Source organism: Amycolatopsis acidiphila, from assembly GCF_021391495.1.
Classification (GTDB): domain Bacteria; phylum Actinomycetota; class Actinomycetes; order Mycobacteriales; family Pseudonocardiaceae; genus Amycolatopsis_E; species Amycolatopsis_E acidiphila.
This window is the reverse complement of sequence record NZ_CP090063.1, coordinates 511,546-530,543: the sequence shown is the minus strand read 5'-3', so window position 1 is coordinate 530,543 and position 18,998 is coordinate 511,546. Positions and strand designations below refer to the sequence as shown.

General features: G+C 66.2%; 22 protein-coding genes and 1 pseudogene. 18 read left to right on the top strand and 5 right to left on the bottom strand.

Annotated elements, in window-relative coordinates:
- Positions 1 to 7 precede the first annotated feature (7 nt).
- Positions 8 to 382, top strand: coding sequence for a VOC family protein (locus LWP59_RS02705; RefSeq protein ID WP_144642559.1), 375 nt, complete (start codon positions 8 to 10; stop codon positions 380 to 382).
- A 57-nt stretch (positions 383 to 439) separates the two neighbouring features.
- On the opposite strand, the gene LWP59_RS02700 is transcribed toward LWP59_RS02705, so the two are convergent.
- A complete protein-coding gene (locus LWP59_RS02700; RefSeq protein ID WP_229857944.1) occupies positions 440 to 1,405 on the bottom strand; it encodes an esterase/lipase family protein in 966 nt (321 codons plus the stop codon).
- 1,063 nt (positions 1,406 to 2,468) lie between these two features.
- Here LWP59_RS02700 and LWP59_RS02695 point away from each other — a divergent pair.
- From LWP59_RS02695 to LWP59_RS02685, 3 genes are all read left to right on the top strand, one after another.
- Positions 2,469 to 3,755, top strand: coding sequence for a hypothetical protein (locus LWP59_RS02695; protein ID WP_144642558.1), 1,287 nt, complete (start codon positions 2,469 to 2,471; stop codon positions 3,753 to 3,755).
- 712 nt (positions 3,756 to 4,467) lie between these two features.
- Positions 4,468 to 4,677 carry a hypothetical protein gene (locus LWP59_RS02690; RefSeq protein ID WP_144642557.1) on the top strand — a complete coding sequence of 70 codons (210 nt, stop codon included), beginning with the start codon at positions 4,468 to 4,470 and terminating at the stop codon, positions 4,675 to 4,677.
- A gap of 5 nt (positions 4,678 to 4,682) precedes the next feature.
- A complete protein-coding gene (locus tag LWP59_RS02685; RefSeq protein WP_144642556.1) occupies positions 4,683 to 5,243 on the top strand; it encodes a hypothetical protein in 561 nt (186 codons plus the stop codon).
- A 50-nt stretch (positions 5,244 to 5,293) separates the two neighbouring features.
- On the opposite strand, the gene LWP59_RS02680 is transcribed toward LWP59_RS02685, so the two are convergent.
- Positions 5,294 to 5,563 (bottom strand): helix-turn-helix domain-containing protein, encoded by a 270-nt coding sequence (locus LWP59_RS02680; RefSeq protein ID WP_144642555.1) that lies wholly within the window; start codon positions 5,561 to 5,563, stop codon positions 5,294 to 5,296.
- A 145-nt stretch (positions 5,564 to 5,708) separates the two neighbouring features.
- On the opposite strand from LWP59_RS02680, the gene LWP59_RS02675 reads away from it, so the two are divergent.
- The 4 genes from LWP59_RS02675 to LWP59_RS02660 all read left to right on the top strand — a co-directional run bounded on the left by LWP59_RS02675 (position 5,709) and on the right by LWP59_RS02660 (position 8,202).
- On the top strand, positions 5,709 to 6,092 hold the full coding sequence (locus LWP59_RS02675) for a winged helix-turn-helix domain-containing protein (RefSeq protein WP_229857945.1): 384 nt from the start codon (positions 5,709 to 5,711) through the stop codon (positions 6,090 to 6,092).
- Positions 6,093 to 6,321: 229 nt separating this feature from the next.
- Positions 6,322 to 6,756, top strand: a complete 435-nt coding sequence (locus LWP59_RS02670; protein ID WP_144642554.1) for a hypothetical protein — start codon at positions 6,322 to 6,324, stop codon at positions 6,754 to 6,756.
- 22 nt (positions 6,757 to 6,778) lie between these two features.
- Positions 6,779 to 7,210, top strand: a complete 432-nt coding sequence (locus LWP59_RS02665; RefSeq protein ID WP_144642553.1) for a hypothetical protein — start codon at positions 6,779 to 6,781, stop codon at positions 7,208 to 7,210.
- A gap of 113 nt (positions 7,211 to 7,323) precedes the next feature.
- Positions 7,324 to 8,202: a phosphotransferase family protein gene (locus LWP59_RS02660; protein WP_229857949.1), complete on the top strand. Its 879-nt coding sequence runs from the start codon at positions 7,324 to 7,326 to the stop codon at positions 8,200 to 8,202.
- Here LWP59_RS02660 and LWP59_RS02655 read toward each other — a convergent pair.
- Both LWP59_RS02655 and LWP59_RS02650 read right to left on the bottom strand, forming a co-directional pair.
- A complete protein-coding gene (locus LWP59_RS02655; RefSeq protein ID WP_144642551.1) occupies positions 8,162 to 9,577 on the bottom strand; it encodes a tetratricopeptide repeat protein in 1,416 nt (471 codons plus the stop codon). The genes LWP59_RS02660 and LWP59_RS02655 overlap by 41 nt on opposite strands.
- A gap of 121 nt (positions 9,578 to 9,698) precedes the next feature.
- Positions 9,699 to 10,049 (bottom strand): GntR family transcriptional regulator, encoded by a 351-nt coding sequence (locus tag LWP59_RS02650; RefSeq protein ID WP_144642550.1) that lies wholly within the window; start codon positions 10,047 to 10,049, stop codon positions 9,699 to 9,701.
- Positions 10,050 to 10,187: 138 nt separating this feature from the next.
- Between LWP59_RS02650 and LWP59_RS02645 the strand changes: the two genes are divergently transcribed.
- The 5 genes from LWP59_RS02645 to LWP59_RS02625 all read left to right on the top strand — a co-directional run bounded on the left by LWP59_RS02645 (position 10,188) and on the right by LWP59_RS02625 (position 14,432).
- On the top strand, positions 10,188 to 10,481 hold the full coding sequence (locus tag LWP59_RS02645) for a hypothetical protein (RefSeq protein ID WP_144642549.1): 294 nt from the start codon (positions 10,188 to 10,190) through the stop codon (positions 10,479 to 10,481).
- Positions 10,482 to 10,635: 154 nt separating this feature from the next.
- A complete protein-coding gene (locus tag LWP59_RS02640) occupies positions 10,636 to 11,061 on the top strand; it encodes an SsgA family sporulation/cell division regulator (protein ID WP_144642548.1) in 426 nt (141 codons plus the stop codon).
- Positions 11,058 to 11,372, top strand: a complete 315-nt coding sequence (locus LWP59_RS02635) for a hypothetical protein (RefSeq protein ID WP_229857952.1) — start codon at positions 11,058 to 11,060, stop codon at positions 11,370 to 11,372. Before LWP59_RS02640 ends, LWP59_RS02635 begins: the two co-directional genes overlap by 4 nt.
- A complete protein-coding gene (locus tag LWP59_RS02630; protein ID WP_229857954.1) occupies positions 11,369 to 12,244 on the top strand; it encodes a hypothetical protein in 876 nt (291 codons plus the stop codon). Before LWP59_RS02635 ends, LWP59_RS02630 begins: the two co-directional genes overlap by 4 nt.
- Positions 12,245 to 12,251: 7 nt before the next feature.
- Complete coding sequence (locus LWP59_RS02625; RefSeq protein WP_229857957.1) at positions 12,252 to 14,432, top strand: FtsK/SpoIIIE domain-containing protein; 2,181 nt, start codon at positions 12,252 to 12,254, stop codon at positions 14,430 to 14,432.
- A 202-nt stretch (positions 14,433 to 14,634) separates the two neighbouring features.
- Here LWP59_RS02625 and LWP59_RS02620 read toward each other — a convergent pair whose 3' ends face one another.
- On the bottom strand, positions 14,635 to 14,883 hold the full coding sequence (locus LWP59_RS02620) for a hypothetical protein (protein ID WP_144642546.1): 249 nt from the start codon (positions 14,881 to 14,883) through the stop codon (positions 14,635 to 14,637).
- Between the two features lie 131 nt (positions 14,884 to 15,014).
- Between LWP59_RS02620 and LWP59_RS02615 the strand changes: the two genes are divergently transcribed.
- The 5 genes and pseudogenes from LWP59_RS02615 to LWP59_RS02590 all read left to right on the top strand — a co-directional run bounded on the left by LWP59_RS02615 (position 15,015) and on the right by LWP59_RS02590 (position 18,983).
- Complete coding sequence (locus LWP59_RS02615) at positions 15,015 to 15,539, top strand: hypothetical protein (RefSeq protein ID WP_144642545.1); 525 nt, start codon at positions 15,015 to 15,017, stop codon at positions 15,537 to 15,539.
- A complete protein-coding gene (locus LWP59_RS40860; protein WP_144642544.1) occupies positions 15,539 to 15,997 on the top strand; it encodes a WhiB family transcriptional regulator in 459 nt (152 codons plus the stop codon). Before LWP59_RS02615 ends, LWP59_RS40860 begins: the two co-directional genes overlap by 1 nt.
- Positions 15,942 to 17,183, top strand: a pseudogene (locus LWP59_RS02600) (DUF3631 domain-containing protein); the annotation flags it as partial. The gene LWP59_RS40860 and the pseudogene LWP59_RS02600, both read left to right, overlap by 56 nt.
- A 214-nt stretch (positions 17,184 to 17,397) precedes the next feature.
- On the top strand, positions 17,398 to 17,586 hold the full coding sequence (locus LWP59_RS02595) for a helix-turn-helix transcriptional regulator (RefSeq protein WP_144642542.1): 189 nt from the start codon (positions 17,398 to 17,400) through the stop codon (positions 17,584 to 17,586).
- Positions 17,586 to 18,983 carry a tyrosine-type recombinase/integrase gene (locus tag LWP59_RS02590; RefSeq protein WP_144642541.1) on the top strand — a complete coding sequence of 466 codons (1,398 nt, stop codon included), beginning with the start codon at positions 17,586 to 17,588 and terminating at the stop codon, positions 18,981 to 18,983. The genes LWP59_RS02595 and LWP59_RS02590 overlap by 1 nt, the downstream gene beginning before the upstream one ends.
- The last annotated feature ends 15 nt before the right edge of the window (positions 18,984 to 18,998 follow it).

Here is an 18,998-nt window from a genome sequence, read left to right as displayed (position 1 = left end):
GACACTCATTTCCGCCAAGTTCAACCACACCATCATCGCGGCCAAGGACAGGCACGAGTCGGCCCGGTTCTTCCGGGAGCTGTTCGAGGCCGAGGAAGCCCCGTCGTGGGGTGTGTTCACGAACATCCTGCTCGACGACGGTGTCCTGCTGCAGTTCGCCGAGCCGCCGGTGGAGATCCAGATGCAGCACTACGCCTTCCTGGTGGACGACGAGCTGTTCGACCGCGCGTACGCCCGCATCCGTGACCGGGGTATCGAGCATTGGGCGGACCCGCACCTGAAGCGTTCCGGCGAAACGAACACCGAACACGGCGGGCGAGGGGTCTACTTCAAGGACCCGTCTGGCCACGGGATCGAGATGATCACGCGGCCGTATCTGTAGTCCGGCCTCGATGCCGGCCGGCCGGTCGCCGGCCGGCATCTGGAGTGCCCGTGGCAGCTACGGCGTCCAGGTACCGGCGGCCAGCATCTGCTCCTCGAAGCCGCCGCCGTTGATCGGCAGGGTCAGCGTGCAGTTCGGCGCCTTCGCGTTCGCCGGGTCGAGGGCGTTCAGCACGTCCCGCAGCGCGATCGCGTCGAAGGAGATGCCGAGGTGCTCGCTCGTGTCGGTCACGCACTGGTCCTGCAGCAGGATGTTCGTGACGTTCGGGCCGGTGAGGAACGCCGAGGTGTACGGCGTGACGACCTCGTCGTAGCGGCTCTCGATGACGGTGTAGGTCACGCCGGGCACGGTGTCGCCGCCCGCGTTGAGGTCCCGCAGGAAGTCCGAGCCCGCGATCTGGTCCTGCACCGCCGGCCCGAGCCCGGTGGTCAGCAGGTACGGCACGCCAGGCAGCTTCGCCAGCCCGTCAACGGTGGTGCCGTGGTTGGACGGTGCGAGCGCGACCAGCTTGTCGACCTTCGCGGCGCCGCCGAGGTACTTGAGGTAGTAGCGGGGCATCATGCCGCCCTGCGAATGCCCGACGATGTCCACTTTGGACGCCCCGGTCGCGTCGAGCACCTTGTCCACGAAGGCGTCGAGCTCATTGGCGGCACCGGCGACCGCAGCCGCGCCGTAGGTGTGCAGCGAGCCGGGCAGGCCGACGTGGAGGCCGGAGAGCTCGCCGTAGTTGAGGGCGAAGACGCAGTAGCCGGCGTTCCGCAGTAGGGGCGAAAGGGTGTACCAGTTGTACGTCTTGTTCTCGATCGTGCCGTGCACGAGGACGATCGGCCGCGGATGCGCCGCGGAGGGGCGACAGCTCCAGTCGTTGGCGCCTGCCGGGTCGGTGTCGGGCCGCAGCGCGCCGTTGGCGAGGGACGCGAGCCCCGAGTACACGACGGTTTCCTGCGCGCTGGCCGTGGTCGGTACCAAGGCCAGCATGGCCGCGAGTACCAACCCGCCACACCGCAATGCGACACGCTTCAATGCGTCTCCTAAAGACCACGACCAGTCAGATCTGAAGCACCCTACTCACTAGTAGGCAGAAGGGGAAGCACCCCGATCCGGTGTTTCTGTTCGGCCGGCGGGCGTGTGACCCGACGGAGGTCGTCAAGATCAGCGCGTCGACCACGCCCGCGGCGCGCCGTGCCAGTGCACGACGGGCTCAACCGCGCATAGTTCCACCCGCCGGGCCGGCATGACGATGGCGTGGTTGGTCAACCCGGATCAAAATTCATGCGAACCTCCAGCTCAGCGAGCCTGAGGCGACACTACGGCCGGGATACGACAGTTTCGGCGTTGCTGCGCACAGCCCGCTGCCCCTGGATCCACCCGGCCGCGGCACGCCGCCACCGCCCGAAAAGCGGCCACACGGGGTGGCGCATGCTCGAACTCGCCAGCCCCCTTTCGGAACGATCACACTGCTGGCGGGCCCTTCCTGGGCGTTCCACCCGGAGCGCCCAGGAAGGCACCCACATCCGAGGGATGCCCCGGCCGTTCGGGCTCCAGGAACCCCTCGTCCTCGGGCACCATGCCGTGCCGCCCGATGGCAACAGGCCCGCAGGTTGCCCTCCCCGCCGCCCGACGGGGCACCGTTCCCTTGCCACGGCGTCCTTCCCCGCGCGCCAACCGCGTACTTACTGCGAGCACACCATCGGGCGGGTCTACCGCGAACTTGGCTTCACGAAACAAATCACCCCCGCGTCCTGCTTCCGCAGGCCACGGGGGTGATGAGACTGGTGTGGCGGGTAGAGGATTCGAACCTCTGAAGGCAGTGCCGTCTGATTTACAGAGCGGCGGGCGAACCGGCCCCGAGCAGCATATTTGTCGCGTCAACGCGATGCGTTACCGGGCTATTGCCGGGCACGAAGCAGCGGAGCCAAGGTTAGGACGACCGCGTGCCGGCACCAGGCTGTGTGACGGCCCCATCGCACATCACCGACTGACGCTTAACCAGCTTGTGTGCGGTGCCAGGCATGCAGGATGCTGCTTGACGCAGTCGTCGCGATGCCGCCTTAGGGCCGGCGACGCCCAGGCAGAAGGAGTTTTCGTGAACGACTCACCCGACTACGCGCAGACCCCGGACGAGGTGGAGTTGTTCCTCCAACTCGGAGCGATTCGGGACTTTGCCACAGGCTGCCGCGAGCTAGTCAACGTGGCAGAAGACATCGACAGGCGAACGGCCGACAGCTCCCCGATCGACGTCGCCGCCCAGGTGGCAACGCAAGCGGGCGTTACACGGGATGTACAGCATCGGGTGCATGAAGTCTTCGCCGAAGCTGAGCAACAGGCGAGTGCGCTCGTTGTTAGCGTTCTCGGCGAGAGCGATGTCGCCGCGGAAGAATGGACGGCCGACCCGTTCGCGCTGATCGCCCGAACTCTCTATCCCCAGTCGATCGTCGCACAAGTCACAAATCGCTTACAGGCCGAGTTCGAAAATCAGCCAGGTCTCGCGATGTACTTACCGGCCTATGCGGCGGCCAACTTCAGGCGCCCACGCAAGCCGCTGCTACTGCGAGCGTTACTCGCAGTAATTTGCGGTCAAGTAGAGGTCTGCATCGTACGGATACTCCGGCGGAATCTGCTGACTAACCGAAGTTATCCTGGCATCAATGACGAGCAGTTAGAGAGCGATGTTCGGAAGCTAATGATGGGCAGCGGATTGGAAGGCTGGCGTAAGCAAATAAACGATCGCCTGGGCATCGACATTAAGACTGGTAACACGGAATGGCCGGCGGTTGTCGAGTTATTCGAGCGCCGACACGTCCTTGTCCATCGAGAAGGCCTAGTGGATCATCGCTACCTCAGGCGAGTACCTGATGCTCCCCCACTTGGGACCCCGCTTGAGCCTACGTCCGATTACCTGCGACAAGCGGTCGACTTATGCGAGGTCCTCACGATTGGCCTCGTCTTTCAACTTCTTGCCCGCTTGCACCCAGAGTTGACCGACGGATTTTCAGTGGTGGCCTCGACGTGGGCGGAAGAAGCCGTCACGGAAGGTCGCCAGCTCGGCGCCGAAGGCTATCATCGCCTTCTCGGTGCGCTAACGACCAATTCATTGGAGGTCGAGCGTAGTCGCGTAGAACAGTGGCTCGACCGCCAGCAACGCCTAGGGACAGATGCAATCCACGATGAGGTCGCCGCCTGGGACACCGAATCACTCCCCCAGGAATACAAACTCGCGCGGTTGATCCTGTTGGGCGAGGACGACGCCGGCCTGCGGTTGCTAGCACAACTTCGCCGCGACGGAGACATCAGCGACTCCGATGTCGGCAGTTGGCGCCTCTTCCGTCGGTGGCGTGATCAGGACGTCATAAGATCGACAAAACCAGCATAGTCACTAGAAGTGGCCACGCCCGCTCAGTTCGTCGGTAGCGTGGACGATGATGCGCTCACCGGGGTCCGCGCCGAACTACAGCTCCTGGACCTACGACGGAGACGAGACCGCTCTCACGACGCGTTGCCAAGCCACTGCACCATGACCCCAGTGGTGGCGCGCCACACCACTCGCCCCAGCTTGCATTCCCCAACTGCTTACCTCAAGGATGCGCAGGATAACGCGTGACAATCGCGCCATAACCAACTCCGCGCGACAGCATCGGCAGCTGACCACCGTGGCGATCGGTAACCAACGGGCCGGAGATGCAACTGAGTCTAGCGCGCTGACCAGGAAAAATGGTAAAATCACACGCGCGCCCGGCGACCAATCCGGCTACGCTCCGTCGACGTAATGGCGCAAAGCGGTCGGAGCGTAGCCGGATTGGTCGCCGGGCTCAACGCGACACACCGCTCTACAGTAGAGATTTTCATCACGCCCCCTCCAGGTCAAGCAGCCTTTCGGCGTGTCGCATGCCCAGGTCAGGAAGGGCCCAGGCGCGAGTCCTCGAACGCTGGCATCATCGAGAGGGAGATCCATGAGATCCCGTGTTGGGCGGCAAGCCCGCTCGGACAATCGGGTGATCTTTGTGTCGTGAGTAACATTGAGGGGCAGCAGCTGTATGAAACTGTCGTCCCCCACCGGATGATAGGCATGTGGCCGAGGAGGAGATGTGAGCACGAGAACTGACAGCAAGGTCGAGGTCGTGCCCGTCTCCGACGACGACGCCTATGAGATGTTTGACCAGGTCACGCGCGAGCAGATGGGCATCCCCGCTGCCGAGTTCCTGGCACGATGGGACGCTGGCGAGTTCGAAGGGATCGACTTCGACTCCGTACCCGGCCTGGTGGAAGTCTGGATGTACCTTCCGTTCGTCCGCTGACCTCGATGCCCGGAAGGACTCCGAACGAAGCGGTAGACGTCTTCCTCGAGCCCCTACGAACGGCGATCAACGTCCTAGCGGACTACTCAAAGATCGTCACCAGCCGGCGGAGCGGCTACAAGAAGGGGGACACCTACTCCTGGGTACTCAACGGGCCCAGTGGCATGAGGTTGACGGGTATTGGTTGGTTCTTCGCGGAAATGCGGTTTCAGATCGTGGACGCCGACCAGAAGAAACACGACGGCCCGATCCGTGTCAGCACACGTGGCTACCGCTACCGGCTCCGACGGGAAGGCCGCAGCGAGGATGAATGGCTCATACATTGGCACCCCACGGGCAACAGCCCTTACAAAGAGCCCCACGTGCACATCCCGCCAGACCTCGGTCGCCATCTCCCAACCGGCCGAATCACCTTCGAGAAAGTCATCGCCTGGTGCATTGAGTATGGGGCTAGGACGAAAGACACCGAGGCTCAAGCACTGCAGCAACTCGCTCTCTGCGAAGCGCCTCACTTGCTTTATCGCTCATGGAGCGACTCTCCTCAGCAGGCCGGACTCAGCATCTGATCCGCGCAGGCTCACTGTCCGCCGCTCGTGACGACCGGCCTGAGGTGCGCTTAGTTCCGCCCGCGCTTTCGCTGGCCAGAGGGCTTCAGGCCACGCATCAGCTCGCCTGGGTCGACGTTCACCCTGTCGGCGATGGTGAGGATGACGTCGAACGTCGGGTTGGCGAGGCCGCGCTCAAGGTTCGAGTAGTAGCTGGTCGTCACGCCGCTCGCGTGCGCCATCCGCTCCTGAGTCAAGCCGTCGATGCGCTCGCGAGCCGCGCGCACGCGGGCGCCGAACTCCTCGGACTCTGGCGTCTTCACCACCACGTCGGTAACCATGCTGAGTCCTGGAACTAAAGACCATAGTTGTGAGTACTTGCTCTATATAACATGCTCTATGTAGCATCTTCCGTTGGCGGCTCCGCGCAACGTCGCAGGTCAGGCGTAGGCGTACCGCGGTACATCCAACGACCACGGAAGGTGCATGAGCCAGATGGGCGACGACGCAACCGACGATGTCTTTCCCGAGTTCGACCCGACGATCGAGGGGCCGGCCTACCTCTACGAGAGGCTGGCCGACTACCTCGGCGAGATGATCACCAAAAGCCGGTTCCGGCTGCACCAGCGCTTCCCCGGTGAGCAGCAGCTCGCCAGGACCTACGGCGTAGCACTGGGCACCGCACGCCACGCCACCAGCCTTCTTCGTGCGCGCGGTCTGGTCACGACGGTGAAGTCCAAGGGAACGTACGTCACTTACGACATCGAAACCGGCAGTGCCGAGAGCCCACCCAACGACGACCGCTGGTCACCCGGCGACGCCCAGTCGAGCCCGCCCGACACTGCGCACGGTCGCTCCCAGACGTGGTAGGTCGCGGCGGGGCGGAAGTGTCGACGCCCCTCCTGCAAGGCCTGCGCTTGGATCTGTCCGGCTACCGAGCCCACAACGGGCCGGCGGGAGTAGCGGCCCTCGAAGGAGAAGACCAGTGGCGAACGTCGAGACAGATCCCCCAGCGTGGCGCGAGTTCCCAAGTGGTCTGGTACCTCCCGTCGACGGGCCAGTCCGATGCGTGAACTGTGGAGGTCCAGCGCAGCTTTACGTGCTCGACTTGCGGGAAGACATGTGGCTCACCTGCCTCGATCACCACGCAGCCGTCGTACTCGACCTCCTGAGCGGCAAGCTCGATGATCAACAGCCGCCCGAAGTCAGTCAGGCAGAGAAGCTAGACGCCGCCCCTGCCGACCAGGACATCCAGGACCGACTTCAGGCTTGGCGCGAGGTGTTGGCCTTCCGCGCGCAAGCTGCACGGTTACGCGCCTTGACGGACCAGCTCCGGTTTGCCATCTACGCCTTGGACGAGACCTCCGCGCCTTTGCGGGAGGTGATCGACACCGACGCACACCTTGCCGAACGGGGCGACCGCGAGGTGCGCGAATTACCTCACAGCCTCGAAACCGCCGCTCGATCAGCCCGTGCAGTCGAACGCATCATCCTTGGTTTCATTCGGGCTCTCCCCTCCGAATCGCCCAGCTAACCCACTGACCGGCCAAGCCGAAGTGACGCTGGAACTGGAACACCTCGACGCGGTGATCGACAGCATCACCATCCCGTTGGCAAACCGCCAGGAAGCCGCCGAGACAGCCACCGGCGATCTGTTGTGGCTCGGCTGTCATCTGCTGTCACTCGGCGAGAAAGCCCTCGCGGCCAATGGCCTACCTCGACCAGACCTCGCCGCCGCCGTCGCGACCGCTGAAACGCTCGTCGTAGGGCGCTCAGCTGGGATGACCCCCTCACTCAGCCCGGTCGTCAACACGCAGGTGGAGCAGCTGCGGACGGTTCGCGCTGCCATCGTCGACAAGGCGACCGAACGCGATCACGGCACGCACCGCTACGCGGCCGTCCTGGTATCGCTCGATTCCGTGTTCGCCGCTTTGACCGGCCTCCAGGCGCTGTTAAAGCTTGCGCCTGCGCTCCTGCCCACCGACTAGCCATCCGCGCTGACGGGCTGAACCAATGACGCCGCGCGTGGGAGACTGAGCACGCGGGACGGGACATCATCTCCAGGGGATGAAGGGGAAGCTAGTTGACGAAGGCATCGGCCTTGACAGAGGAGACCGCACACCGGACGTTGGTGGCTGTCTGCGAACAAGTGGGCCTCGATCCCGCCGGCGCCGAGCTGATCCGCATTGGCTCGAACGCCGTCTACCGCCTCGCGAAGCCCGTCATTGTCCGTATCAGCCGCGACAGCGAGACCGTCGAGAACGCCCGCCGGCAGGTCGCGGTCGCGCGCTGGCTTGCCAGCAAGAGCTACCCGGCAACAAGGGCGCTCGACGTCGACCAGCCGATCGAACTTGGCGGACATGTAACGACCTTGTGGGAGTCCGCCTCGGAGCGGGAGGAGTACGCGCCGCTTACGCAGGTCGCCGAGCTGATTCGCCGACTCCACGACCTTGATGCGCCCGCGTCGCTCGCACTCCCCCAGAGCCAGCCGTTCGCCAAGCTGGACGAGTACCTACCGGACCTCGAGCTCGTCGACCTCTCCGACGCCGTGTTCATGCGCGAGCGGATTGGCCAGCTGCGGAGCAGGTACGACGCGCTGGACTTCGCGCTCAAGCCGGGCGTCATCCATGGCGACGCCAATGTAGGCAACGTTATTCTCGATCGTGACGGCGACCCGCTCTTGATCGACCTCGACAGCTTCTGCCTCGGCCCGCGCGAGTGGGACTTGGTGCAGACCGCGCTGTTCTTCGAGCGATTCGGCTGGCACACCGAGGACGAGTACCGCGCGTTCGTCGAGGTCTACGGCTTCGACATCATGACCTGGCCCGGCTACCCGGTGCTAGCCGAGTACCGGGAAATCTCGATGACCCTGTGGTTGAGCCAGAAAGGCGTTTCCGATGAACGCGCCGCGGCCGAAGTGCACAAGCGGATTGAGGCGATCAGGACAGGGGGAAGCCGCCGCGACTGGGCGCCCTTCTAGCGTCGTCCGGCGTCCAGAGCTGGATTGTCGAGGCTTGCTCGACGAAGTCCGCAACAGCGGCGGTTCTGCCGACGCGCGACAGTCGTGCGCGGAACTCCTCCACGTAGGCGCCGCACCTCGCTGACTTAAGCCGTTCGCCGATCTGCAGCGCCTCCAGCGCGATCTCGCAGGCTTGCTCGGCCTCGCCCTGGTCCAAGTAGGCGTCGGCGAGGACCATCGTCGCAAAGAAATCGCTTCGCACGTATCCGCTGGCCGTAGGCCCGAGCGACTGGGTGGCGTAGGTCGACGCGTCGACTGCTCGTCCGAGGTCGCGGTTACAGTGCCCCAGTTCGGCAGCGAGCTCCGACTCGTTGAAGTACCCGAACCAGGCCGCCGGATCGTTGTCGGGGTTCCGTCGCTCGAACTCGCGGACCGCGCCGGCCATCGCTCGATCGCACTCGGTGGCCTCGCCGAGCCGGGCGAGCGCCCGCGCTTCCATGGCGTAGAAGTGCGCGAGCGCGCTGGCCGATCCGGCGGTCTCGGTGCCCATCCGCGCCGCGCGAGCGAGATTCGCCGCTTCCCGGTACCTGCCGAGAAACGTCGCTTGGTGGCTCATCGCGTCCAATATGGACGCGCCGAGCAGACGATCCCCTATCGACTGTGCAAGCCGTAGTGCCTGGGTGAAGTACCGCTGGGCGAGCCCGTGGAGGCCGGCGTCATACGACATCCATGCGCCAAGCAGCGTCGCCTGTGCAGCCTCCGTGTACAGCTCGCGGCCGATCTCTTCCGGATACATGCCCGCGAGCAGCGCGGCGACATCACTCCGCAGAAACTCGACAAGCGCCCGGCGGGCGTGGCCGCCACCATGCTGACCATCGAGGCGGTCGAACATCGCCGTGGTATCGCGAAGGCCGACGATGTCCGCAGGGCCGACCCGCCGTTTCCCTGCACCGTTGATCATGTCCTGACGGTTGTTGACCAGCCAGGACAGCGACGTCTCACTCCAGGCTGAGATGTTGGCGGGCGCCGTCAGCAATGCTGAAACGTTGTCCAGGTCGGCCTGCCAAAGCCCGGTCAGAGTGGCGATTCCTTCCGTCACCTCGTCCGGATAGGCCAGCCCAAGATCCGGCGAAATCCTCCGAGGGCCGCCGAAACCGACCTCACGCTGATCTACCGGCCTGCCGAGCCGCTCGGCGAGGGCCGCAGTGATGGCCCGTCGAGCCTGCTCGTCGCGCGGCACCATTCCACCGAGCCACCGCCGAATGTAAGTGTGGGTGAACGTGCGACCCGCCTGGCGGCCGACTGCGCGCGCGAAGACCTTCAGGCCGACCGATCCGTCGTCCTTCAGGAATCCCGCCTCGCGCATCAGGGCAGCGAGCTGTTCGTTGCCCTCCATCGCCACCTCCAACTGTGCCCCGACTGTTCGAGTGTGCCCCCAAGTGTGCCCTGTTTGCGCTGGTCAGCGGACGCTTTCATAGAGGCATGACACAGAACAGCGCACTCCGGAGCCAGCCGGATCACCCGTTTGACTCCCCCTCCAGCCGGTCCAGCCGCTCCTCGATAACGGAGACTGCGGTCCGCAGTTCGACCACCGCGCGCCGCAGGTCGCTCAAGGTCACGGCCGGCCGGTCCTTCGGTGGGTCGTCCGAGACGTACACCCCCACCGACGCCCGCGGTACCAGCCAGCCTTCTTCCTGGAGCAGAGCCACCGCCTTCTGGAGCGTCGGCAGGGAGACCCCATGCTGCTGCGCCAAGTCCCGGTTTCCAGGCAAGCGCGACCCCGGCCCCAGCTCGCCGCTCGCGACGGCTGCCCGGATTGACGCGGCGACCCGTTCGTATGCCGCTAGCCCCGCGGCTTCGCTACTCACGGCGTCGAGCATAGCCAGCTGACCAACCCCGACCAATTTTCACACGGATGGACCAACGACAGTCTGACCAATGCTGACTAATGTCAGCATTGGTCGCGAGATCGGATCGATGAAGGGATTCACATGAGGTCCGCACACATGAGCCGCCGGCAGGCCGAAGCGCACTTCGACGGCTTGGACATCGACTACGACGAAGTTTTCGCTGCTCAGGCGCAGCGCTCCGATGCTGAGGAGTTGGCCGACGCGTACGCGCTGCTCGACGACTTTGACGCGGAGCTGGAGGCGACAGGACTGGCCGCGCTTGTCCGTGTGCCGCGGTTCCTCGACTCCCGGCGCGCTGGTCGCTCACGTCGGCGGGCCGACCGGACCGCGCTGCGGTCGCTGCCGAACCGGCTTGACGTAACCGACCTGATCGAGGGGGACGCCGCTTGATGCCCGGACCCATGATCACTGACCCCGACGCGGCGCATCCCGCCAAGAACGCCGCCGCGCCGGGACTCCCCAACCAGCCAACAAACCGTTCGGAGAGAGGCCCCATGGTAGGCACTTCTACCCAGCGCGCGCGCTATGCCGGGGATGGCCGCTGATGCTGCCCCTGAACCTGAATCTGACGATGTGGGCGGAGTGGGAGGACACCTCCGGCGAGGTGATCGAACTGCGCCCGGTGCAGGTGAAGTTCCGATACCGCTCCGACGACCCGTTCGCGGTGCTGCTGGACTTCGCCGTGGGCGCAGAGCAGTGGGTCCGTTGGGAGATCGCTCGCGATTTGCTGGCCGCCGGCCTGATGCGGGACTCGGGGGATGGCGATGTGTACGTCGCCCCAGACTCCGACCTGCCCTGGCGGGTGTGGCTGACCGTCTCGTCTCCAACCGGCGTTGCGCTGTTCGCCTTCCATCGACCGGACCTCGAATCGGCGCTGGCTCAGACCGAAATGCTCGTGCCCTCGGGAAGCGAGTCAGCGCAGATCGACTGGAACCGTGAGCTGCACCTGCTCGGGGGCGAGGCCGCATGATGTCGCACCCAGTTCTGTACGTCCTCGCCGGGCTTGCCGTCGTCGGCCTGTTCGCGACCTGGCGGTCCGGGCGCAAGTCCGCCCTCAGAGCACGCAACGGCGTCCGTGAAGTCACTCGTATGACCGGGAACGCCGTCCGGACCTTGGTCACGGCGGCATTGATCGTTGGCGTGCAGTGGCTCGTCATTCGGTTCTGGAACAACACAACCGCGCTGTTCATCGTGCTCATCGTCCCGGCGATGTTCGCCGGCGCGGCCGTTGCACGCCTGCTCGCGGTGACCGAAATCGTCACGACAAGGGGGAACCGATGACCGAAGCCGTTGCCCTGTCGACCGCGGACAAGCTGAGGCAGAATGCCGCGACCGCGGCGCAGGTGCGGGCACTGTCGAACAACCCGGATGTGATCGCGCTTCGCGCGGAGAAGGTCCGATCCTTCGTGGACGCCCTTGTGTGGGTCGGGATCTTCCTCGGGCTGGCGTTCACGATGGTCAACGTCCAGACCTTCGCGGCCGCGGGCGCGACCGTCTGGTCGTTGCCGTGGTTCGCCGCCTGGTTGCTGGACCCGATGGTCTCGCTCGTGCTGGTGGCTGTCCTGCGAGCGGAGCAGATCACCGCTCGCTACCAGGTCCACATAGGAGCGTGGGCGCATCGGACGAAGTGGTTCGCCTTCCTGGCCACGTACACCATGAACACCTGGCGATCGTGGACGCGCTTCGACGTCGCGGGGGTGGTGCTGCACTCGGTGCCGCCGGTACTGGTGTTCCTCGCCGCCGAGACCGCCCCGGTGCTCCGCGACCGGTTGACGGAGGCGGTCAATCGTTCAGCGGCACCGGCGTTCACGAGCAATGCCGAAGCCGTTCAGGTGCCCGCCGTTCATGACAAGCCTGTCCGACGAACCTCGCGCAAGCCGAAGGCGGAGACGAAGCCTACGCGGAAATTGCGCGGTGAGTACCTGGCTGAGGCTCGCGCCGGCTGGACGCCGGGAATCGAGATCACCCCGGCATGGGTGCGCTCGGTTTGCCCGGAGATCTCGCGCGGGACCAGCAAGAACGTGGCCGACGAGTTGCGCGCCGAGACGAGCCCGGCCACGTCGCGGGCTACTGACCCGACTGTCGATGCCGCCCCGGAGCCGCCTGATGCCCGCCTCGACCCACCCGCCCCACGACGACGAACCGAAGCGTGAGGAGTTCATGAACACCCCAGAACCAGAGCCGGTGAACGGCAAGGTGTTGCCGTTCACGCTGCACCCCGACAGCGCCTCGACGTCCGAGGAGATCCCCGGTCAGGCGCGCCGCGACGAAGCTCTCGACGACGCGGAGGAGGTGCGCCACCCGATTCCGGTCGACCCGCGGGTTCCGCGCAAGCCGTCGTGGTGGGAGACCACCCGCAAGGCCAAGATTCGCCCACTGTTGCCCGAGTGGGCGCGCTCACGGCAGGAACTCAACGACCGGGTGAAGTGGCTGGCGCTCTACGCCGGGCACACCAGCGCCTACCACGTCCTGCGCAGCCCGCAGTACGCCGGAATCTTGCTCGTCCGCTCGCCCCGCGGCTTGTGGCGAGTGCTGGTGGCGACGCATCGGTGGATCTACGACGCGGAGGGCAAGCCGCTGCGGGCGGCCGCGGTGACCGCGAGCGAGTACGACAAGTACTTCAAGCTGGCCGAGGTCCGCTCCGAGCGCATTCGCAAGCGTGGCCTGGTCGCGTTCCTGACCCTGCTCGTCGCGGCCGCCGGCGTCTACCTGCTCGTCTCGTACAGCGAGGCTCTGGCCTGCGTGGCCGCCGCGGTGGCGGTCGGGTTGCTGGGCAAGATCGGCACGCCGGCGGATAAGCCCGTCCTTGGTCGAGCCGTGGTCACCTCGAAGGCACCGAAGCTCACCAGCGACGTCGTGGTCCGTGCCCTGGCAGCGCTCGGGATTTCCGGGATCAACCAGGCCGTAGCCAAGGGACCGGGCATCACCTTCCCGGCGCCGATCACCCGGGACGGCCCCGGCTGGCGGGCGGAGGTGGACCTGCCGCACGGCGTCACGGTCACGGACGTGATGGAGCGACGGGACAAGCTGGCCTCCGGGCTGCGCCGCCCGCTGGGCTGTGTGTGGCCGGAGCCGGTCACTGAGGAGCACGCGGGCCGGTTGGTGATCTGGGTAGGAGACCAGGACATGTCCAGGGCAAAGCCCGCGAGCTGGCCCCTGGCCAAGGCTGGCGAAGCAGACCTGTTCAAGCCGGTGCCGTTCGGCACCGATCAGCGCGGCCGCCCGGTGGGCGTCGACCTGATGTTCGCGAACATGGTCATCGGCGCCATGCCCCGCATGGGCAAGACCTTCTCCCTGCGTGTGCTCGTGCTGGCCGCGGCGCTGGACCCTTGGGTCGAACTCGTGCTGTGGGAGCTCAAGGGCACCGGCGACCTCGGCATGTTCGAGCGGGTCGCGCACGAGTACGGCTCCGGCGCCGACGACGAAACGTTGGACGGCGCCATGAACAGCCTGCGTCGGCTGTACAAGGAGCTGGAGCGTCGCTCGAAGATCATCACCCGCATTGCCAAGGAGAACCGGGCGCTGTGCCCGGAGAACAAGGTCACCCCGCAGCTCTCGCGGAACCGCAAGCTCGGGCTGCATCCGATCTTCGCCGCGATCGACGAGTGTCAGGAGCTGTTCTCGCACGAGGACTACAAGGACGAGGCCAAGCGTCTCGCGGAAGGGATCATCAAACGTGGCCCGGCGATGGGCATCATCCTGGTCCTGGCCACGCAGCGCCCGGACGCCCAGTCGCTGCCTCCGGGGGTTTCGGCGAACGCCGGCCTGCGGTTCTGCCTGCGGGTCATGGGGCAGGTGGAAAACGACATGGTGCTTGGCACGTCGAGCTACAAGAACGGCATCCGGGCGACGACGTTCGGCGCGAAGGACAAGGGCATCGGCTACCTCGTCGGCGCGACTGACGACCCGCAGATCGTCCGCTCCTACTACATCGACGGGCCAGCGGCCGAGAAGATCGTGGAGCGTGCCTACGACCTTCGGGAGGGACACGGCACGGTCACCGGGCACGCGGCCGGGGAGTCCATTGCGGACGATGTTGCTCGCCCCTCGTACTCGCTCGTCGCCGATGTCGCGTCGGTGATCCGGGCGGACGAGGCGAAGATCTGGTCCGAGACGGTGGTGGATCGCCTCGCCGAGCTACGCCCGGAGGTCTACGGCTCGTGGGCGGAGCTGGACGGGCGAGCGAAAGCCAACCAGCTCGCGGCGGGCCTCAAGCCGTTCGGTGTCGAGACGTTGCAGGTTTACGGGCGCACCGAGGACGGCAAGGCCGCCAACCGCCGCGGCGTCGAGCGTGCCGAGATCCTGTCCGCCACACGATTCCGCAATCACAACAGAGAGTGATCGGACGGGGCGCTAGCGGTTCCGGACTCGCTAGCGTCACGCGATGCTAGATCTAGCATCGCCGCTAGCGCTCCGCAGTGTCTCTGAGCTGCGGTCTAGCTCCTAGCGTCCACCAGTGCAAACGTCCCAAGAATTCCTGAAACCCCGGCCTGGAGACACTTCCCGTGCGGTGCCAGAACAGGACCGCAAAGCCCCGACTCAACTACAAGGCGTCACGACTGTAGTGATCATTCGGTCCATTCTCCTTGTCCTGGCGACGCCCTCGTCGCACCCGCATCGAGTGGAACCAGGCGATGTAGGCCAACGCGACGGCCCCGGACAGGCCGCGCCACGCCGGGGACACGACGAAGGCCACCACCAGCATCCCGAACGCGGCAACCACCGCCACGACCGCCGTGACCTGTGATGTCCGAATCTGCCTCGGTGTCAGCCGCTGAAACCGATCCGCCATCCCCAACTCCCTCACGCCAGCCCTCAACAGAACGCCTGCCGAAGAGGTGATCGATGACCACCGCGAATTCGCTACCTGGATGCGACTTTCCGGCTCAAACCACCACACCCAGCTACCAAGGAGATTCGGACATGGCTACCGCCGCCGACGCCCTGATCGACCCCGAACGTGCCTTCCTCGGCTGCCTCCTGCACCTGCCCGCCACCCTCGCGCGCCGCGTCCTCGCCGGGATGCGCGCCGATGACCTCGCCGGCGCGCTCGCCGCTCCCGCCCTCCAACTGGTGATCGAGCTGGTGGCGGCAGGCACGGCCCCCGCGCCGGTCGCCGTTTACGCCCATGCTGTCGCGACCGGTCGGGCAGCAGGAGAGAAGCGGCGAGAGTGGCTGTCCGGCTGGCTGATCGACACCTACCGCGACGCACCACCCCCGGCCCTCGCGGACCACCTCAAGACGGTGGTGCTGGAAGCCGCCTGGCGACGCGCGCTGCTCGTCCACGCCCACCGGATCGAGCAGGCGATAGACACCACCGACACCGCCGCCCTGCGTGAGCTGGCCGACGACGGCCACGCCGGCGCCGCGGAACTGTGGAGCCGCTACCAGGCAGCACTGGGCGATTCGCAGAGCGACATCTCTTCCGCCCTAGAGGTGGCTGCCTGATGCGACGCCGCACCAACGCTCTGACTTCTGTGTTCGGCGCCGGCCGCCGCAGCGCGCCGTCCTGGGGCGACTTCGGGCTCACCGGGGACGACCTCGCCTGGCACGAAGACGCCGCCTGCGTCGGCACGGATCCCGACAGCTTCTATCCCGAACCCAGCCCCGGCGTCCGGGCCGACATCGCCGCCGCCAAGCGGGTCTGCCTCCGCTGCCCGGTGCGCTCCGGCTGCCTGACCTATGCGCTGGCACACGATGAGCGACACGGCATCTGGGGCGGCACGACACCTCAGGAACGACGCGGGCACAACAAGATCGGCCGCCCGCGCGAGCACGACGTCGCGATCGCCCGACTCAGCCGAGAAGGGAAGAGCATCCGCGAGATCGCCGACGCGCTCGCGATTACGCCACGCACTGTCGCCCGGGCGCGAGCCCGCTGGCGCGAACAGGGCGACGCCGCCTGAGCGGCGTCGCCACGGAAAGGACGTGCCGATGACCTCTCACGCCCGCCCACTGCGGGTCGTGCCCGCCGCCCGCGCGCCTGGCGCCACGGCCGCGACCGGCGCCGTTGTCCTCGACGAGATCGGAGGATTCGTGTCCCGCTTCAACGCCTTCCCCGACCGGCACTGCGTTCCCACGCTCGCGCTCTGGTACGCCCACACGCACGCAGCCGAGCACTTCTACGTGACCCCGCGGCTGATCCTGTCCAGCGCCGAACCCGGCTCCGGTAAGACCCGCGTCCTGGAGGTGGCCCAGTACCTCGTGCACGCCCCGGAGATGACCATCTCGGCGAGCACGGCTGCGCTGTTCCGGATGGTCAACGCCGCTCCCATCACGGTCCTGTTCGACGAGGTAGACGCGATCTTCAACCCGAAGAACGGAGGCAACTACGAAGACCTGCGCGCGATGCTCAACGCCGGCTACAAGCGCTCGGCGACCATCGCCCGATGCGTCGGCGACGCAAAGGCGATGAATGTGCAGCGCTTCGCCGTCTACGCCCCGGTCGCGCTCGCAGGGATCGCCGGACACATGCCCGACACCATCACCACCCGCGCCATCACCATCCACATGCGACGCCGCGCTCCCGATGAGCGGGTCGAGCCATTCAAGACCCGCCGGATCGAGACCGAGGCCGAACCCTTGCGGGACAATCTCGCCGCGTGGATGGACAGCATCGCTGACAACCTCGACGACGCCGAACCCGACATGCCCGAAGGAGTCACCGACCGGTCAGCGGAGATCTGGGAACCGCTGATCGCCATCGCCGATGCGGCCGGCGCACACTGGCCGGAGACCGCGCGGGCCGCCTGCACACACTTCGTAGCCAACAACGACCCGCACAAAGGCAGCCTCGGCATCCGCCTGCTCGCCGACCTCCGGGACCTGTACATCGAGCGCGGCACCGACCGACTCGCGACGGCGGCAATCCTGGAAGCGCTCCACGCCAACGAAGAAGCTCCTTGGGCGAACCTCTACGGCAAGCCGCTCGACGCGCGCCGGCTCGCTCGCGAGCTGGACCGCTACGGCGTGAAGCCCACTGTCTACAAGGCCGATGGCAAGCCCACCCGCGGTTACCTCGCCGCCGGCGAGACCGGCCTCGCGGACGCCTGGAAACGCTATCTACCCGCCGACCCCGGCTCTGCCACGTAACCGCCGTAACTCTCGTAACCCCGCAGGCCAGGCGGTTACGGCAGCACGCCCGGTTACGGATCCATCCGTAACCGGGGGACCAGCCGTAACCCGCTGACCAGGCCCGTTACGCCGGTTACGCCAGTTGCACGAGATAGCCGCCCCACCCGAAGGAGGACCCCGTGCCCGCAGACGCAGCCACGACTCGTTCTGCCTCCGAGAGGACCACACACGCATGGGCTCGCCCCGCCAGTACCTCACCATCCGGGCTCTTTGCGAGGAGCTCGAAGTAGCCAAGTCCACCTTCTACGACTGGTGCGCCAAGGGCCGCGCACCACGTTGCATCAAGCTTCCGAACGGGGAGATTCGCATTCGCCGCACCGACTTCGAACGCTGGCTCGAGTCGCGCGAGGTGGCTGCCTGATGACCACCACGCACAACGTCCGCATCTGGGCCGTCAAGAAGCACAAGGGGAAGACCAAGACGACCTACCGCGTGCGATGGGTCGCCGCTGGCCGGGAGTTCGGGGAGTCGTTCCAAACCTCGGCCCTCGCCGACAGTTTCCGGGCCGAACTCCTCACTGCGGCGCGGAAGGGCGAGGCGTTCGACGTCGAGAGCGGCCTGCCCGTATCCAAGAAACGCGAGCAGCCCTCGATGACGGTTTTCGAGCTGGCATGCTCCTACGCGGACATGAAGTGGCCGGACTCATCCCCGCGCCATCGCAGCTCGACGGCAGAGTCGCTGACGCGGATCGTCCTCGCGATGCTGCGAGACAACGCGTCTCTTCCCGAGGGGAAGACGACGCGGAAGGCGCTCATGATCGCCTTCAACACGAAGCACAGGTCCGGACCGCATCCCGAGAGCATCACGGACGCCATTCAGGCCGTCGCGCGGAAGAGCCGAGACGTGACGGACCTGGCCAAGCCGGACCAACTGCGTGCCGTGTTGCACGAGCTGGACCGCAACCTCGACGGAGCGCGCGCAGCCTCCAACACTGGTCGACTTCGTCGCGTCACGCTCAGCGGCCTCCTCGACTTCGCGGTCGAGAAGACGCCGTTGGAGAGCAACCCCCTGCACGAGGTCAAAACCAAGAAGCGGACCTACGAAGTGACCGAGGTCGATCCGCGGTCGGTGGTCAACCCGATTCAGGCACGCACCCTCCTCGACGCCGTGTCAACGGTCGGCAAGCCTGGGCCACCACTCCTCGCGTTCTTCGGACTCATGTACTACGCCGCGCTACGCCCCGAGGAAGGTGCCAGCCTCCGACGCAACGACATCGCCATACCGCAACCGCAACTCAACGCCGAGACGGGCGAGTATGAGTACGGTTGGGGAGACCTCATGCTCCGCGGGGCGCGGCCAGAGATCGGCGAGCAGTGGACCGACACGGGCGAAGCAAGCGAGGAGCGGTCCCTGAAGCACCGGGCGGACAAGGCTGTACGGATCGTCCCCTGCCCGCCGGTACTCACCAAGCTCCTACACGAGCACCTGCAGCGGTTCGGCACAGCCCGCGACGGCCGACTGTTCCGCGGCGCTCGCGATGGAGGCCGGATCGGAAGCACCACCTACGGCCGGGTGTGGGCGAAGACCCGGGAGATTGTGTTTACGCCAGAGGTGGCGGCAAGCCCGTTGGCCAAGCGCCCGTACGACCTCCGGCACGCCTGCGTCTCAACCTGGCTGACCGGGGGCGTCGAGCCCACGCGGGTGGCCAAGTGGGCTGGGCACAGTCTGGCCGTGCTGCTCCGGGTCTACGCCAAGTGTCTCGATGGAGGCGAGAAGGCGGCACGGGAACGGGCAGAACGGGCCCTGAGCGGTTGGTGACGTGCTAGCCGTGAT

What these genes read in the sequence shown, in the direction of transcription:
- LWP59_RS02620 (WP_144642546.1), bottom strand. Translation starts at nt 14,883, where the DNA reads ATGGCGGATCGGTTTCAGCGGCTGACACCGAGGCAGATTCGGACATCA.
- LWP59_RS40860 (WP_144642544.1), top strand. Translation starts at nt 15,539, where the DNA reads ATGCGACGCCGCACCAACGCTCTGACTTCTGTGTTCGGCGCCGGCCGC.
- LWP59_RS02645 (WP_144642549.1), top strand. Translation starts at nt 10,188, where the DNA reads ATGAGCCGCCGGCAGGCCGAAGCGCACTTCGACGGCTTGGACATCGAC.
- LWP59_RS02655 (WP_144642551.1), bottom strand. Translation starts at nt 9,577, where the DNA reads ATGGAGGGCAACGAACAGCTCGCTGCCCTGATGCGCGAGGCGGGATTC.
- LWP59_RS02630 (WP_229857954.1), top strand. Translation starts at nt 11,369, where the DNA reads ATGACCGAAGCCGTTGCCCTGTCGACCGCGGACAAGCTGAGGCAGAAT.
- LWP59_RS02590 (WP_144642541.1), top strand. Translation starts at nt 17,586, where the DNA reads ATGACCACCACGCACAACGTCCGCATCTGGGCCGTCAAGAAGCACAAG.
- LWP59_RS02675 (WP_229857945.1), top strand. Translation starts at nt 5,709, where the DNA reads ATGAGCCAGATGGGCGACGACGCAACCGACGATGTCTTTCCCGAGTTC.
- LWP59_RS02640 (WP_144642548.1), top strand. Translation starts at nt 10,636, where the DNA reads ATGCTGCCCCTGAACCTGAATCTGACGATGTGGGCGGAGTGGGAGGAC.
- LWP59_RS02615 (WP_144642545.1), top strand. Translation starts at nt 15,015, where the DNA reads ATGGCTACCGCCGCCGACGCCCTGATCGACCCCGAACGTGCCTTCCTC.
- LWP59_RS02625 (WP_229857957.1), top strand. Translation starts at nt 12,252, where the DNA reads ATGAACACCCCAGAACCAGAGCCGGTGAACGGCAAGGTGTTGCCGTTC.
- LWP59_RS02595 (WP_144642542.1), top strand. Translation starts at nt 17,398, where the DNA reads ATGGGCTCGCCCCGCCAGTACCTCACCATCCGGGCTCTTTGCGAGGAG.
- LWP59_RS02685 (WP_144642556.1), top strand. Translation starts at nt 4,683, where the DNA reads ATGCCCGGAAGGACTCCGAACGAAGCGGTAGACGTCTTCCTCGAGCCC.
- LWP59_RS02680 (WP_144642555.1), bottom strand. Translation starts at nt 5,563, where the DNA reads ATGGTTACCGACGTGGTGGTGAAGACGCCAGAGTCCGAGGAGTTCGGC.
- LWP59_RS02635 (WP_229857952.1), top strand. Translation starts at nt 11,058, where the DNA reads ATGATGTCGCACCCAGTTCTGTACGTCCTCGCCGGGCTTGCCGTCGTC.